The 15,396-nt window shown below is 67.2% G+C and carries 14 protein-coding genes; 7 read left to right on the top strand and 7 right to left on the bottom strand.

The features are described 5' to 3' along the window. The first annotated feature begins 156 nt into the window (after window positions 1-156). Both ACQR0Z_RS28995 and map read left to right on the top strand, forming a co-directional pair. Window positions 157-1,476, top strand: a complete 1,320-nt coding sequence (locus tag ACQR0Z_RS28995) for a mechanosensitive ion channel family protein (RefSeq protein ID WP_434862184.1) — start codon at window positions 157-159, stop codon at window positions 1,474-1,476. Between the two features lie 313 nt (window positions 1,477-1,789). Beyond that, the gene (gene map / locus ACQR0Z_RS28990) at window positions 1,790-2,614 is read left to right on the top strand and encodes a type I methionyl aminopeptidase (RefSeq protein WP_009027481.1); all 825 of its coding nucleotides are present in this window, start codon (window positions 1,790-1,792) and stop codon (window positions 2,612-2,614) included. An 85-nt stretch (window positions 2,615-2,699) separates the two neighbouring features. Here map and ACQR0Z_RS28985 read toward each other — a convergent pair whose 3' ends face one another. Then, window positions 2,700-4,010 (bottom strand): DUF3616 domain-containing protein, encoded by a 1,311-nt coding sequence (locus ACQR0Z_RS28985; protein ID WP_434920889.1) that lies wholly within the window; start codon window positions 4,008-4,010, stop codon window positions 2,700-2,702. Between ACQR0Z_RS28985 and ACQR0Z_RS28980 the strand changes: the two genes are divergently transcribed. Continuing rightward, complete coding sequence (locus ACQR0Z_RS28980) at window positions 3,995-4,798, top strand: intradiol ring-cleavage dioxygenase (protein ID WP_434920888.1); 804 nt, start codon at window positions 3,995-3,997, stop codon at window positions 4,796-4,798. The two genes, ACQR0Z_RS28985 and ACQR0Z_RS28980, sit on opposite strands and share 16 nt — an antisense overlap. Here ACQR0Z_RS28980 and ACQR0Z_RS28975 read toward each other — a convergent pair whose 3' ends face one another. Together ACQR0Z_RS28975 and mddA are read right to left on the bottom strand one after the other, a co-directional pair. Continuing rightward, complete coding sequence (locus tag ACQR0Z_RS28975) at window positions 4,799-5,989, bottom strand: MFS transporter (protein WP_434920887.1); 1,191 nt, start codon at window positions 5,987-5,989, stop codon at window positions 4,799-4,801. A gap of 185 nt (window positions 5,990-6,174) precedes the next feature. Next, window positions 6,175-6,960, bottom strand: a complete 786-nt coding sequence (mddA, locus tag ACQR0Z_RS28970; protein WP_434920886.1) for a methanethiol S-methyltransferase — start codon at window positions 6,958-6,960, stop codon at window positions 6,175-6,177. Window positions 6,961-7,105: 145 nt separating this feature from the next. Between mddA and ACQR0Z_RS28965 the strand changes: the two genes are divergently transcribed. From ACQR0Z_RS28965 to radC, 3 genes are all read left to right on the top strand, one after another. Next, the gene (locus ACQR0Z_RS28965; protein ID WP_434862179.1) at window positions 7,106-8,656 is read left to right on the top strand and encodes an alpha/beta fold hydrolase; all 1,551 of its coding nucleotides are present in this window, start codon (window positions 7,106-7,108) and stop codon (window positions 8,654-8,656) included. A 46-nt stretch (window positions 8,657-8,702) separates the two neighbouring features. Beyond that, window positions 8,703-9,248, top strand: coding sequence for an MAPEG family protein (locus ACQR0Z_RS28960; protein WP_434920885.1), 546 nt, complete (start codon window positions 8,703-8,705; stop codon window positions 9,246-9,248). Between the two features lie 68 nt (window positions 9,249-9,316). Next, entirely contained in the window at window positions 9,317-10,030 is a 714-nt protein-coding gene (gene radC / locus ACQR0Z_RS28955; RefSeq protein ID WP_434862177.1) for a RadC family protein, read from the top strand. A gap of 33 nt (window positions 10,031-10,063) precedes the next feature. Here radC and ACQR0Z_RS28950 read toward each other — a convergent pair whose 3' ends face one another. Further along, window positions 10,064-10,924 (bottom strand): DMT family transporter, encoded by an 861-nt coding sequence (locus ACQR0Z_RS28950; RefSeq protein ID WP_434920884.1) that lies wholly within the window; start codon window positions 10,922-10,924, stop codon window positions 10,064-10,066. A 104-nt stretch (window positions 10,925-11,028) separates the two neighbouring features. On the opposite strand from ACQR0Z_RS28950, the gene ACQR0Z_RS28945 reads away from it, so the two are divergent. Continuing rightward, a complete protein-coding gene (locus tag ACQR0Z_RS28945) occupies window positions 11,029-12,492 on the top strand; it encodes a PLP-dependent aminotransferase family protein (RefSeq protein WP_434920883.1) in 1,464 nt (487 codons plus the stop codon). Here the strand turns inward: ACQR0Z_RS28945 and ACQR0Z_RS28940 are convergent. From ACQR0Z_RS28940 to ACQR0Z_RS28930, 3 genes are all read right to left on the bottom strand, one after another. Continuing rightward, entirely contained in the window at window positions 12,486-12,827 is a 342-nt protein-coding gene (locus ACQR0Z_RS28940) for a hypothetical protein (RefSeq protein WP_434862175.1), read from the bottom strand. The two genes, ACQR0Z_RS28945 and ACQR0Z_RS28940, sit on opposite strands and share 7 nt — an antisense overlap. A gap of 104 nt (window positions 12,828-12,931) precedes the next feature. Beyond that, window positions 12,932-14,587, bottom strand: coding sequence for a PAS-domain containing protein (locus ACQR0Z_RS28935; RefSeq protein WP_434920882.1), 1,656 nt, complete (start codon window positions 14,585-14,587; stop codon window positions 12,932-12,934). Between the two features lie 141 nt (window positions 14,588-14,728). Then, entirely contained in the window at window positions 14,729-15,328 is a 600-nt protein-coding gene (locus tag ACQR0Z_RS28930; RefSeq protein ID WP_434921041.1) for an AprI/Inh family metalloprotease inhibitor, read from the bottom strand. Between the last annotated feature and the right edge of the window lie 68 nt (window positions 15,329-15,396).

The raw sequence follows: 15,396 nt of genomic DNA, 5'->3' as shown, positions 1-15,396 counted from the left end.
CGCCAACCGGATTTGCTCTTATCGCGGCGATATGCCCATTTTTCCATCCCTGCCCGCGTTCGGGGTATATTTCGCGGCAATCGCCTGTGACGAAAACGAGCTAAATCCCGCCAATCGGGCTCCCGCGCGCCTCCGTTCCTTTCCGAGATCCCTCTGATGGACTTCGATTTAAAAGACGTTCTCGAATTCCTGCAGACCGTGGCGCGCTCGATCGGCGCCGAGGTCACCTCGCCCTGGTTCTATCTGCAGCTCGGCATGGTGCTGAGCGGCGCCGGCATCGCGTTTGCGGCGAGCGCCGCGGTGCGCGCGCGCATCGACGTCACCTCGCTGGCGATGGGTTGGCCCGGCCCGCTTCGCCAGTTGCTGCGGGTGCTGCTGGAGAGCGTGACCACCGTCGTCTTCGTGATCCTGATGCGGATCGCGCGCACCGGCATGGTGCTGTGGACCTGGCCGAGCCGCTCCTATCTGCTCGCTGTCGCCCTCAAGCTGGCGCTGGCCTGGCTCGTGATCCGGCTGATCACCTCGGTGATCCGCAGCACCTTCATCGTGCAGATCGTGTCGATCTCGGCCTGGCTGGTGGCCGCGCTCAGCATCATCGGCCAGCTCGACAACGTGGTCGATGCGCTCGACTCGGTTTCCGTCGTGCTCGGCGGCCTCAGGCTGACGCCGCTTCTAGTTATCAAGCTCGGCGTCCTGCTGCTCGGCGTGCTCTGGCTGACCAACATCGCCAGCAATTTCGTCGAGAGCCGGATCACGCGCTCCACCGACCTGACGCCATCGATCCAGGTGCTCCTGATCAAGATGGTCCGCATGGGCCTGATGATCTTCGGCATCGCGATTGCGATCAGCGCCGTCGGCATCAACCTCTCGGCGCTCGCGATCTTCTCCGGTGCCGCCGGTGTCGGTATCGGTCTCGGCCTGCAGCGCATCGTCGCCAATTTCGTCGCCGGCATCATCCTGCTCGCCGACAAATCGGTGAAGCCCGGCGACCTCGTCACCATCGGCGACAGCTCGGGCCGCATCAGCGCGATGAACACGCGCTACATCTCGGTCGCCGCCGGCGACGGCCGCGAGTTCCTGATCCCCAACGAGGACCTCGTTACCCAGAAGGTCACCAATTGGACCTATACGGACAAGAACACGCTGGTGAAGGTGAATTTCGGCACCAATTACGACGCCGATCCGCGCGTCGTCGTCAAGCTCGCCACCGACATCGCCGCCGAGATGCCGCGCACGCTGAAGTCCAAGCCGCCGAACTGCCTGCTGACTGAATTCACCGAGGCCGGCATGAAGTTCTCGCTGACCTGCTGGATCGCCGACCCCAGCTACATGGACAGCGTCAAGAGCGAGGTGATGCTGGCGCTGTGGGACGCGTTCAAGCGCGAGGGCATCCGCGTGCCCTATCCGGTGCGAGAGCTTCGCGTTCGCGGCGGTGCACTGCCGGTCGAAACCACCGTCGAGGTTCCGACGGCCTGAGGGCACCGACGTTTTCCTCTCCCGTCGCACCGGCTCAAGAGGGAGTCTCCTCGCGCGTTTGAGCAATTGATCCGCCCCGCATTCCACTGCGCCCTCTCCCCCGCTTGCGGGGGAGAGTTGGAGAGGGGCGCCAAATGCACCGCCGCCGGAGCAGCCCCCTCCCTAGCCCTCCCCCGCAAGCGGGAGAGGGAACAGACCGAGCGCGCGGCGCCCGCGCGGGCCGGCCGCGCCGTGCAGACCCGGCTTGCACCGGGGGGCAGGATCATTAAATTAGGCAATCACCCCACGACACCCCCGGGAACGAAACAGGCCCATGAGCTATATCGAAGCCACCGATACCGCTGCGCGCAAGAACGGCCAGATCAAGCTGCATGGCCCGAGCGGCTTCGCCGGGATGCGCAAGGCCGGCGCGCTGGTGTCGAAGTGCCTCGACGCGCTCACCGACATCGTCAAGCCGGGCGTTCCGACCTCGCGAATCGACGATGTCGTGCGCGACTTCGCCTTCAGCCACGGCGCCTATCCGGCGACCTTGATGTATCGCGGCTATCGCTACTCGACCTGCACCTCGATCAACCATGTCGTCTGCCACGGCATGCCGAACGACCGGCCGCTGAAGGAAGGCGACATCATCAATGTCGACGTGACCTTCATCGTCGACGGCTGGTACGGCGATTCCAGCCGCATGTATGCAATCGGGCCGATCTCGCGGAAGGCCGAGCGGCTGATCGAGGTCACCTATGAATCGATGATGCGCGGCATCGCCGCGGTGAAGCCCGGCGCCACCACCGGCGACATCGGACACGCCATCCAGAGCTTCGTCGAGCCGCAGGGCATGAGCGTGGTGCGCGATTTCTGCGGCCATGGCCTGGGACGGCTGTTCCACGACGAGCCGAACATCATCCATGTCGGCCGCCCCGGCGAGGGCGTGCTGCTGAAGCCCGGCATGTTCTTCACCATCGAGCCGATGATCAATCTCGGCAAGCCGCATGTGAAGATCCTGTCCGACGGCTGGACGGCCGTCACGCGCGACCGCTCGCTGTCGGCGCAGTTCGAGCATTCGGTCGGCGTCACCAATGACGGCGTCGAGATCTTCACGCTGTCCGAGCGCCATGGCGAAAAGCCGCTGACGCAGGTGTGAGCTTGTCAGGACGTGTGAGCTCGCCAGAACGTTAGAACGTGCCGAGTCCGGCCCGTCACCTAATCGACCGGGTCAGCCGCGCTGCTCAATTGCGCTTGGGTTTCGGCAGTTCGACAGCTCCGCGATGCGGGGCGCCGTTCGGCAGCGAATCGAACAGCACGACGAAGGTGAGCCGGTCGGCGCTCGCCGCGAGCACGGCCAATCCTTCTGCTTTGCCGACGACCGGCTTTCCCTTGACGGTTTGCTGGACGGTTGCGAGCGTCCCCAGTTCCTCGGAGGCTCCGCTCGCGGGCTCGACGACGAACAGCTTGAACGGCACCTCCGGACCATGAGGCGCGCCGGCGAGCACCAGCAGCCGCCCGTCCGGCAACGCCGCCAAGTCGCGGATGCCACGTCCATCGAGCCTGATCGGCACCGCCTTCGCCGTGGCAGCACTCCGCTGATGTCCCGCAGCAAACAGGTCGGACACCGTCGCCGGCACGAGATAGGCGTTGCCGCCGATGACGGGCGCGCGCAGGCCGAACCACAGCTGGTCGCCCTGGGCGGCGATGCCCTCGATGTTCAGCCCGTTTTCGGATTCGAGATCCTTGCCCAGGAAATCACTGATCGTTGTGGCGCTTCGCAGCAGATCGGACACGCGATAGGTCGTCTCCGCCTCGGCCGAGGCAGCTGGATTGGCGCTGACGCGCGCCAGAATGAACGATGACCGCTGGAACTTGTTCATCTTGCGCGAGCAGCCATGGGAGCCGATCACGTAGTAATAGGGCTCCGCGTAGGCGACGCCTTCGCCGTCCAGATCGTCCTTCTCCTCTTTTTCCTCGTCGGCATCATCTTTCTTGCGGCCGGCCTCTTTCTTATTGTTGCATGCCACTTCCGGCGGGGCGCCCAGCGTCTTCTTGCTCGGCTCCTTGTCGACCAGTGTCACCATCGCGCCGGCCGTGATCCGATCGGTCTCGAGAACGGCGCGCTGGGCCGTCCGGTTCTCGTCGTTGATCAGCAGGCAGTTGCGCTTGCCCTGCTGCGGCGCCAGGCACGCGATGCCGCTGAGATCCTTTGCCGTCTTGCCGGGCTTCTTCTCGAAGGTGCCGGACACGTCGAGGCTGGTGAGAGGAATGGTGCCGCCCTGCGCGGCAACCAATCCCATGCTGCCGTCGATGACCATCGAGGCGACGAGAATTGCGCATGCCAATCGCATCATGACCTCCCGAGAATGAGCGCGTGCTGAAAACAACCGACGATTGCACAGCCATCGGAGAGCTGCAACGGCATCATCTGTGGCCAATGCGGGTTCCCTGCGCGTGTGCTGCGCATCGTGCAGGTCTGATTGTTGCCATGCCCGGGTGATTTGTGAGCAGCATCGGCATGCCATTGGAGGCGCTCTTGGCGAACGCAACACGCCGCGGCTTTCTCGGACTTGTCTCCGCGGGGGCCGCGCTGCTCGCACCTTCAGCACACGCAGAGTCGGAGTCCTCGACGCTTTCAGCGGGCGCGGACGACGCCTGCGTCCTCACGCCGCAATCCGAATCGGGCCCCTATTACTTCGATCCCAAGCTGGTGCGGGCCGACATCGCCGAAGGCCGGCCCGGCGTGCCGCTGTCGCTCCGGCTGCGTGTGATCGAGGCCGGCGCCTGCACGCCGATCCCGGGCGCCCGCGTCGATATCTGGCATTGCGACGCCCGCGGCATCTATTCCGGCTATCCGGGCCAGGGCGACACCCACAAGCTCGACCAGAGCGGCAAGACCTTCCTGCGCGGCACGCAGATGGCGGATGCCGCGGGCTGGGCCGCGTTCAAAACGATCTATCCCGGTTGGTATGCGGGCCGTGCCACGCACATCCACTTCCGCGTGTTCCTCGACGAGGCCACCGTTCTCACCGGACAGACGTTCTTCCCGGAGGCGCTGAACGAGTTCATCTACACCAACGTGCCCGACTACACCGGGCGACCGAAGCAGCGGCTCGTCGTCAACGCCAATGACCGCGTCGCCACCGACGCCGATCCCGACCATCGCGCCTATTGCGCGATCAAGGAGGAGCGCGACCAGTACCTTGCGACGCTGACGCTCGCGGTGAGCCGCAAGCCTGCGGCGGCTGTCGAAATGCCCACCGGCAAGCTGCCGCCGGCGCCGTGGATCAAGGACCGCCTGGCCGCGCTGGTGCCGGGGCTGAAGCGCAGCCCGTTCTGATCAGCGCCGCTCGGTGAACTGATAGGCCAGCGCGACGAGCGGCAGCGCTGTTCCGAGAACGGCCGCGAACGTCCAGCCGCCGTGCGCATAAGCCCAGGCGCCGAGGCCCGAGCCGGCCGCGCCGGCGACGAAGAAGGTGGTCATGTAGAGACCGTTGAGCCGGCTGCGCTGGCTGGCGCCGAGCACGAACAGCACGCGATAGCCGAGGATCAGGCTGAGTTGCGCGCCGCAGTCGATCGCGATTGCCGCGAACACCAGCGCCGCCAGCGACCAGTTGGTTCCCGATGGCGCCAGCAGCGTGACCGCAAAGCCGGTCGCGCACATCAGCATCGAGGCAATCGTCGCCGGCCGGGTCCAGCCGCGATCGGCGATGCGGCCCGCCACCGGGGCCATGATCGCGCCGGCAACGCCGGCCAGCGCGAAAAGCGCGATGCCGGTCTGCGACATCCGGAAGTCGGGCCCTGCCAGCAGCAGCGGCGATGTGGTCCAGAACACGCTGAAGCAGCCGAACAGCGCAGCCTGGTAGAACGCACGGCGGCGCAGCGCCGGGGTGTCGCGATAGAGCTGCACCATCGAGCCGAGCAGTTGGCCGTAGCTGAGCCGCGCCTGCGGCTCGCGCGGCGGCAGCGCCACGCGCAGCACGACGGCCAGGCTCAGCATGGCCACGGAAGATGCCGCATAGATCACGTGCCAGGAGGCATGGGCGGCCACGAAGCTTGACAGCGGCCGCGCCAGCATGATGCCGAGCATCAGCCCAGTGGTGACGTTCCCGACCGTCCGGCCACGGATCGCCTCCGGCGCCATGTGGCCGGCATAAGGAATGAGAATCTGCACCGCGACCGAGCCGAATCCGATCAGCAGCGCGGACAGCAGGAAGGTCGGCGGGCTCGTCGCCAGCGCCGCGCAGGCCAGCGCAGCGGCACCGATGATCACGGTCGCGACGATCAGTTTGCGATTCTCGATGAGATCGCCGAGCGGCACCACGAACAGGAGCCCCGCGCCATAGCCGATCTGGCTCATCGTCACCAGCAGGCCCGCGAGCTGCGGGCGAAGTCCGAGGTCGGCGCTGATCGGACCGATCAGCGGCTGTGCGTAATAGATGTTGGCAACGATCAGCCCGCAGGAGAAGGCGAGCAGCAGTGTGATCCAGGCCGACAGCTGGTCGCTGGAATCGGACGTCAGGGTGGTCAACGCAGATCTCTCTTAAGGCAGGGACGGCCGCCATTGGGCCGATGCGGACACGGGCTGTCGAGACGCGATTTTGCATCGCAACATTCACGCTCGACATAGGTTCGGGGCTCTACCGCACCAAGTCACGTCTGCGTGGCCATGCGACTGCACATGGCCTGCCCTGCACGAGGCAACCGCCAGCGGCCTCAGGGATTGCTGCGCGGGGCCGGCGAGGCCTCACCATCTGCGTTGAGCCGGCTGCCCACCAGCCGCGGCAGCAGCATCGGAACCCTCTGGCGATAGCGCTCATAGCTCGCGCCGAACTGGGCGACCAGATCGCGCTCCTCCAGCCACACGCCGACCAGGATGTAGGCCGTGTTGAGGGCTGCGAACAGCAGATGACCGACCGACATCTCCGGCGTCGCCCAGAAGGCGATCAGGAAGCCGAGCATCAGCGGATGGCGCACGAGGCGATACAGCAGCGGCGTCTTGAACGGATGCGCCGGCGCCTCCGTCCCGCGGACGGCAAAGATCGCCTGGCGCAAGCCGAACAGGTCGAAATGATCGATCAGATAGGTCGAGGTCAGCACGAGCAGCCAGCCGAACCAATGCAGCCCGGTCAGCACCGTCGCCGCAACGCCGTCCAGGCGCCAGACCAGCGTTGGAAGCGGCCGCCACTGCCACAGCAGCAGCAACAGCACCAGGCTCGACAGCAGCACATAGGTGCTGCGCTCGGCGGCTTTTGGAATCATGCGCGTCAGCATGCGCTTGAAGGCCGGACGCGCCATCACGCTGTGCTGGACCGCAAACAGCGCGAGCAGCAGCACGTCGATCATGACGGCCTCGACGACCGGGCTGGAGACGCCGACGTCGATCGACTTGCCCGTGATAAGGTTGGTGTTCCCGACGAAACCGACCGCCCATCCGAATGACACAAGAAAGACGGCATAGCTCACGGCGGCATAGAGCAGAATGAGGAGACGGCCAAACATGTCTATTTCCTTGTTGCTTCGAGGACGGCCTGCCGCCATCGACGCGTCCGATCGTTCGATCGCGCGCGTCCCTGGCGAGACCGAGCCGTAGCAACCGAGCGTCCCCCAAGCGTCCCCCGACGCGTCTCCCACAGGCCGCCTCCCGATGGTTCAGTTCCGCGTCCAGACATTCGGCTTTCCCGAGCTGCAGCGAGACGGTCGACCGTGTCCGCTGGCGCTGCGCAAGGGCGTTGCCTTGCTGGTCTATCTGGCGGAAACCAAGGGGCCGGTCGGGCGCGACAGCGTGGCCGCGATGTTCTGGCCGGAGACGCCAGACGACGTCGCTCGGGCGCGGCTGCGCCGTCTGCTGCACCGGATCCAGCTGACGCTCGGCGACGGCTGCCTCGCCGTCGACCGGTCGACCATCAAGTGGGCCGCGAGCGCCATGCCGGAGGTCGATTCCGCGCAGTTCGAAGCCGCCTGCGATGCCGGCGACTTCGAGCAGGCCTGCCGCCTCTACACACATGACTTCCTCGACGGCTTCACGGCCGGCGACTGCCCGCAATTCGACGAATGGGCCTTCTTCCGGCGCGAGGCCCTGCGCGGCCGCGCAGTGCAGGCGCTGGAGCGCGTGGTGCAGGACCGCAGTGCCGCCGGTGACCATTCTGCCGCGGCGGCCCATGCTCACCGCCTGGTGGCACTCGATCCCCTCAGCGAGGTCTATGGCCGCGCCTTGATCCGCAGCCTGCTGATGGCCGGCGATCGCGCCGCCGCCGAGCGCCAGCTCGAGGCGCTGACGCAGCGCCTGCGGGACGAACTCGGCGTGGCGCCCGAAGCCGAGACGCTGGCGCTGTTGAAGCAAGGGGCAGCCGAGCCCGGCCCAAGCGTGCCGCCGACACGCTATGTCCGTGGCGGCCATGTCCATCTCGCCTACCAGACCTATGGCAGCGGCCCGCTGGACATCCTGCTGCTGCCCGGCTTCGTCTCGCATGTCGAGCGCGTCTGGGAGGAGCCGCGCTGCCGGGCGATGCTGTCCGCGCTGGCCGCCATGGGCCGGCTGATCCTGTTCGACCGTCGCGGCATCGGCCTCTCCGACCGCGTCGGCTTCAGCCCGAGCGTTGCGGCGACCGCCGCCGACATCGCCACCGTGCTCGATGCCGCCGGCAGCCGCCGCACGCTGCTGCTCGGCGCCTCCGAGGGCGGCCCCGCCTGCGTCGCCTTCGCCGCCGATCATCCCGAGCGGGTCGCCGGGCTGATCCTGTTCGCCTCGCTCGCCAAGGGCAGCGCGACGGCGGACTATCCTCACGCGCTACAGGCCGCCCAGTATGACATGTGGCTGCAGCAGCTCGTCGCGGAATGGGGCGGGCCGGCGGGCATCGAGACATTCGCGCCGAGCCTGGCCGGCGATCCCCAGGCGCGCGCCTGGTGGGCCGGCCTGCTGCGGGCGTCTTCCAGCCCCGGCGCCATCAGGGGCCTGCTCGAGGCCTTGAGGGATACGGATGTCCGGCACCTGCTGGCGCGAATCGCCGCGCCGACCCTGGTGCTGCACCGCCGCCGCGATCGCGCCGTGCTGGTTGCCGCGGGACGGCATCTGGCCAGCCACATTCCCAAAGCACGCTTTGTCGAGCTCGACGGTGCCGATCACTGGGTGTTTGCCGGAGATCAGCAGCCGGTGCTCGCTTGCATCCGGGACTTCATCGGCCATCTCCCGGTCTAGGCGGGACGACCCAATCGATGTAGTCCCGAGACGGGAGGATTCGTCGGTGAACGAAGACCACGCCGGTTTCCAACGCGAGCAGCGGCAGGTCGCCATTGGCATGGCCGCGGCCGCCCTGGTTGCCATCGCCGCGATCGCATTCGCGCTCTGGCGCGCCGCGGGGGGCCCCGCGCAACCGGTGGCGGAGCGACTCGCGGTCGCCCTCAAGCTCGATCTGCTCGTGATCGTGTGGCTGCTCGCATCCATCGGCAACGTCGCCCGGCTGCGCTTCTTCTCGCCCCAGGACATCGCAGGCAGCGCCAGCACCGCGCCGAGTGATGCCGTCCGGGGCGGCAACGCGATCCTTCAGAACACGCTGGAGCAGGTGGTGCTGGCCGTCACGGTCCATCTGGCGCTGGCGGCGGCGCTGCCCGCGCCGACGCCTGTGCTGATGACGCTGGTGGTGCTGTTCGGCCTCGGACGCCTGCTGTTCTGGCGCGGCTATGCAGGCGGCGCGGCCGGCCGCGCCTTCGGCTTCGCGCTGACCTTCTATCCCACGGCGTTCGCGCTGATCGCAGGCATCGTCCTCGTGTTGACCGGCCGGGCCGCCTAGCCGTCACCGGCAGCCGTCGCGAACACTTCGAGGTTGCAAAACCGGCGCGGCGCGGCATGCTGCGCCGGATGCCGGATAAGACCTCCCCTGTCGATGTGACACCCAGCGAGCCGCCGCATTATCTCGGCCATCGCCAGCGGCTGCGCGAGCGCTTTCACAGCGCCGGTCCCGACGCGCTCAACGATTACGAACTGCTGGAGATGGTGCTGTTCGCGGCGCTGCCGCGGCGTGACGTCAAGCCGCTGGCCAAGGCGCTGCTGAAGACGTTCGGCTCCTTCGCCGAGGTGATCCATGCGCCGGAGCCGCGGCTGCGCGAGATCGACGGCGTCGGCGACGCCTCGATCACCCAGCTCAAGCTGATCGCAGCCGCCGCGCATCGCATCGCCAGGGGCGAAGTCCGGCAGAAGCATGCGCTGGCGTCGTGGCAGGACGTGATCACCTATTGCCGCACCAGCATGGCCTTCGCCGAGAAGGAACAGTTCAGGCTGCTGTTCCTCGACAAGCGCAACCAGCTGATCGCCGACGAGGTGCAGCAGACCGGCACGGTCGACCACACGCCGGTCTATCCGCGCGAGGTGATCAAGCGCGCATTGGAGCTGTCGGCGACCGCCATCATCCTGGTGCACAACCACCCGTCCGGCGATCCGACGCCGTCACAAGCCGACATCCGCATGACCAAGACCATCGTCGACATCGCCAAGCCGCTCGGGATCACCGTCCACGATCACATCATCGTCGGCAAGAACGGGCACACCAGCCTGAAGGGCTCCGGGCTGATGTGAGGCGGAGCGACCGCAGTCATCGCGACAGTCAGCTCACGCCCAGCGTCGTGCCATCGCGACGCAGAGGACGACGATCGCGGCGGCGCCGATCATCGACGATGACACCGGCTCATGCAGCAGCAGGCTTGCAAAGGCGAGACCCAGGAACGGCTGCAGCAATTGCAACTGGCCGACGGTGGCGGTGCCGCCACGCGCGAGGCCGCGGTACCAGAAGGCGAAGCCGACGAACATGCTGAAGACCGAGACATAGCCGAGGCCGAGCCAGGCCGCGGCCGTGATCGCCTGAGACGAGCCCGGCCAGGTCCACGCCGAGACCACGAGCATCAGCGGCAATGACAGCAGCAGCGCCCATGAGATCACCTGCCAGCCGCCGAGCCGGCGCGTGAGCATCGCGCCTTCCGCATAGCCGAGACCACAGACGATGATTGCCGCGACCATCGCAAGATCTCCGATCGGCGACGCCACGCCACCCTGCATCAGCGCGAAGCCGGACACTGCGGCAGCGCCGAGCGCGGCGAACAACCAGAACAGAGGCCGTGGCCGCTCACCGCCGCGCAGCACGCCGAACAGAGCCGTCGACAGCGGCAGCAGTCCGACAAACACGATCGCATGGGCCGAGGTGATGTGCTGGAGCGCGAGCGCCGTCAGCAGCGGAAAGCCGACGACCACGCCGAGCGCCACGATGCCGAGCGACAGCAGGTCGCGCCGCCCGGGAAGCGGCTGCCGCAACAGGACGAGACACGCTGCCGCGAGCAGCGCCGCAAGCGTCGCGCGCGCCCCCGTCAGGAACAGCGGCGCAAAGCCTTCGAGCGCCGCGCGTGTCGCCGGCAGCGAGCCGCTGAAGATCGTCATGCCGATCGCCCCGCTGCCCCAGCCTTCGATAGATCCCTTCATCGTCTTCCTCCCGGCTGCCCCCGATCTAGCCGGTGCCGCCTTGTTGCGGCAGCCACAGATCAGTACAATCCTGGCAAACTGTACTGGTTATCGGAGCAATACACTTGAAGGCGATCACCACGGCTTCCCACGATCGGGGTCCGCGCACGGCAGCCGTGATCGCGGCCATTCGCCAGCAGCTGGAGACGCGCGCGCTCGGCCCAGGTCAGCGACTGCCGTCGATCCGCGCGTTCGCGGCGAGCATGGGCGTGGCGCCGGCGACGGTCGTGGAGGCCTATGACCGGCTGGCCGCGGAGGGCATCATCCGCGCCCGCCGCGGATCTGGCTTCTATGTCGCCGATCTCGCGCTGCCGCCGCTCGCTCTCGCCGAGCGTGAGCCGCACCGTCCCCGTGCGGTCGATCCGTTCTTCGTGTCGCGTCAGTCGCTCGATGCTGGCACGGCGACATTGACGCCGGGTTGCGGCTGGCTGCCGGCCGACTGGATGCCGCAGGAGGCGCTCCGCCGCGCCGTGCGCGCGCTGGCACGCAGTGAAGACGGCGTACTGACCGACTATGGCGCCTCGCGCGGGTCGCCGGCGCTACGACGCGTGCTGCAGGCCCGCTTGGCCGGCCTCGGGATCGAGGCGTTCAGCGAGCAGGTGCTGCTGACCGCGTCGGGCACGCAGGCGATCGACCTGATCTGCCGCATGCTGCTCCGGCCCGGTGACACGGTGCTGGTCGACGACCCCTGCTATTTCAATTTCCTGGCGCTGCTGCGTGCGCACCAGGTGCGGATCGTGAGCGTGCCGATGACGCCGAGCGGGCCCGACATCGCGCAGTTCGAGGCGGTGCTGTCGGCCGAGCGGCCGCGGCTCTACATCACCAATTCCGGACTGCACAATCCGACCGGGGCGTCACTGTCGCTGCAGACCGCGCACCGCCTGCTCAACGCCGCCGCCGCATCCGACACGATCATCATCGAGGACGACATCTACGGCGACTTCGAGCCCGAGCCGTCGCCGCGGCTGGCCGCGCTCGACGGACTGCAGCGCGTCATCCTGGTCGGCAGCTTTTCCAAGACGCTGTCGGCATCCGTCCGCTGCGGCTACATCGCGGGCCGGGCGGACTGGATCGAGCCGCTGATCGACCTGCAGATCGCGACCGGCTTCGGCGGCCCCGGACAATTCGCCGCAGAGGCCCTGGCGCAAGTCGTGACCAGCGGCGCCTATCGCAAGCATATCGAGGAGCTGCGCGCGCGGCTATCGCGCGCACGTCCACGCGTCGCGGCGCGGCTGCAGCGCCTCGGCATCACGCCCTGGCTGATGCCGCGCGGCGGCTATCATCTGTGGTGCAGGCTGCCGGACGGATGCGCGGCGGTCGACGTCGCCCAGGCCGCGCTGGCCGACAATGTGGTGCTGGCGCCCGGCGACGTGTTCAGCACGGCGCAAACAGCCGGCATGATGATGCGCTTCAACGTGGCGCATTGCGAGGATGTGCGCGTGATCGCCGCGCTCGAGCGCGCCCTGCAGCAATCCGCGGCGCGACACGGCGCGCCGTCAGACTCTGTTGCGATCAGCAGGACTCAGTAGCAGTAGCGCGGATGCGCGCGGACCCAGGAGCCGTCGCCGCGCTGCAGATAGCAGCCGTTGCGATAGGAGTAGTAGCCGCCGCGGCGCCGCTCGCCATCGGCTGCGATGGCGGCTCCCGTTCCCGCGCCGATCACGGCGCCGATCGCAGCGCCGCGTCCGCCACCGATCGCGCCGCCGAGAATGGCGCCGCCGGCACCGCCGAGGATCGCACCGCCCAGCACGTCCTGCGCGGCGGCCTGATGCAGCGGCGCAAGGGTCGTCGCAAGCGTCGCAAAGGTCAGCAGCGCTGCGGCACTGAGGCGGGTGGCAAGAGAAATCCCCAGGCGTCGGGTCATGTACACGTCTCCGTTCCGGGCAAGCTAGTCCGCCCGAGCCGGCCGTTCTTGATGCAGATCAAGGCAGCGTCAAGGCGGCGTATCCCGACATCGCCGCGTTCCGCTCATGCCGCCGCGCGCTGATCCTGCGTGCGATCCTCGACGATGCTGAGAAGGTATTTCGGCTCGCCCTCGCCCGTGGAAACCGGCAACCGGCGCACGACGACATCGCGCTTGCCGTTGCCGGGCGTCTCGATGCTGTGCGTCTTCGGCACCTGGTCGACGACCGCCTGGCCGAGCTGCTCGCGGTCGAAGGTCTCCAGAAGCTCTCCCGTCGGCTCCGGGAACAGCTCGCGCGCGGCGCGGCCGATGATTTCGGAACGCGGCAGGCCGAACAGCACCTCGGTGGCGCGGTTGACGAACACGTAGCGCAGCGACTGCGCGTCCTTGGCAACGACGGCCTGCGGAATGTTTTCGAGCAGCGCGGCCAGGAAGTATTCGGCGCGCGCCAGCACCCGCTCGTTGCGCCGCTGTGCGGTGAAGTCCTCATGCGTCGCGATCCAGCCGCCTCCGTCCATCGGGCGTTCCGCGATACGGATGACGCGGCCGTCGGCCAGCTCCATCTCGAAGGTCTCGGCGCGCCTTTGCTTCATCCGCTCACGCAGCGCAGCGAGAAACTCCGACGGCTTCTCGCGCAACAGTCCGAGCTTGGCGCGATGCGCCAGGATCTCGCGCATATGCGCGCCGGGCTTCGCGATCGAGCCGGGAACGCCGTAGAGCTTGCGATACTGGTCGTTGACCATCAGCACGTAGCCGAAGCTGTCGAGCATGATGAGCCCCTGCGCCATGTTGGCGACGGCGGCGTCGAGCCGCTGCTGGCTGCTGATCGCGCCCTGCTCCAGCCGCTCGTTGTCACGCAGCACATCGGCATGCTGCCGTTCGATCTCGACCTCGTGCTGCTCGAGCTCCTGCAGGCGGAACGTGCCTTCCTGGTAGGTCTCGACGGCATGCGCGACACGTCCGATCTCGTCATGCCGCCGCGCATGCGGAATTTTCAGCTTGATGCGGCCGGCGGCGATGCGGTCGGTGACTTCGGCGACGTCCAGGAGCGGCATCAGGACGCCCCAGCGCAGCGCCAGCGCCGCGGCCGCGATCAGGGCGATCAGCAGCAGGCCGAGGCCGCCGAGATAGACCAAGGCAAGACCACGCTCGTCCACGAGCTCGTTGAGCTCGCCCATGCGCTCGTCGTAGAGCCGCGACAGGGCCTCGAGATCCTCGTTGAGCGCGGTACGGACCGCGCGGTTCTCGTCGTTGTCGCCGAGCTCGCGCGCCGCGGACGAACCGACTGAAATCGTCCGGCGCGCCATTTCCGTCCGGAATGCAATGAACTGGTCGATGCGCTTCCGGAACGGTGCGAACACGGCCGCATCATCGTCGGCGAGCGCGACCTGCCATTCCTCGACGACCTTGGCGAGTTGCGCGATCTTCGCCAGTTGCGAATCGGCGTAACGCCGCGCCACGTTGCGATCGAACGACATATAGATGCCGCGCGATTCCATCACGACGGCGTAGATCAGCGCATTGGTGCGTTCGATGTTGCGGGAGGCGACGGCGAGGTGCTCGAGCCGGTCGTAGAACATGCGCTGTTCGCGCAACGCCGACAACGCGCCGAGCGTCAGCAGCATCACCAGAACGGCGAAGCCGATGGCGGCCATCGAGATCTTGTCGTTGAGGCTGAACGACGGCAGCGAATGGGTGAACCTGCGCACTGGACTCTGCATGGCTGGCTCCCGGCCTTTGGACAACCATCAGACGCAGCATCTGTAAACGACACGTTTAAATCGCTTCTGCAACTCGCAACGAAGCGTTAACCGGCATGACCGAACTGTTAACGTCAGCGAATGGCGCAAGCGGTCCCGGCCTCACTGCCGCAGCATGATCAGCGGATTCGCACTGTCCGGCACCAGCCGCCACTGCGCATTGTCGTCCGCCTCGAACCGCCAGGTCTCGCCGCGGTCGGACATCAGCATCATCTGGCCGTGCTCGAGCCGCCACTGCGACGGCGCGAAGGCCGCGACGGTGGGATCGCATTTCGGCTTCACGAACACCTGGAAATTGTCGTTGCCGGCGTCGTTGTTGGTCAGCACCAGGCTGCAGATCACAGCGCCGTTGCCGCGCACCATGGCCCAGTCGCCGATCATCTGGTCCATCGACTTGGCGAGCGACCGCGCTGCCGCGAGGTTCTGCATGATGTAGACGCCCTCGCCCTGGCGCAGGCCCTCGAAAATGCCGGCCTCAACCTCGGTGAAGTCGATCACCGCCTCGCCGTTGGCGGATTGCAGGCTGACGATGTCGTCGAGCCCCTTCACGTTCCAGCCGGCGATGTCCTTGGTGAAGGGCAGCGCGGTCGCGCAGCCCGGCTCCATTTCGAGCTTCATCCCGCGCTGCGCCGCCTCGGGCTTCAATGTCAGCACGCAGGTCTTGCTGCGCTCGGTGGTCGCAAGCTCCCATTGTCCGATCATCGCTTTCTTCAGGCCGCCCGCATCCTGCGCAGGCGCGGGAACGGTGGCCAATGACGACAGCAATGCGA

This window comes from Bradyrhizobium sp. HKCCYLS3077 (assembly GCF_051167555.1).
Classification (GTDB): domain Bacteria; phylum Pseudomonadota; class Alphaproteobacteria; order Rhizobiales; family Xanthobacteraceae; genus Bradyrhizobium.
This window is presented reverse-complemented; position numbering and strand designations above follow the sequence as displayed.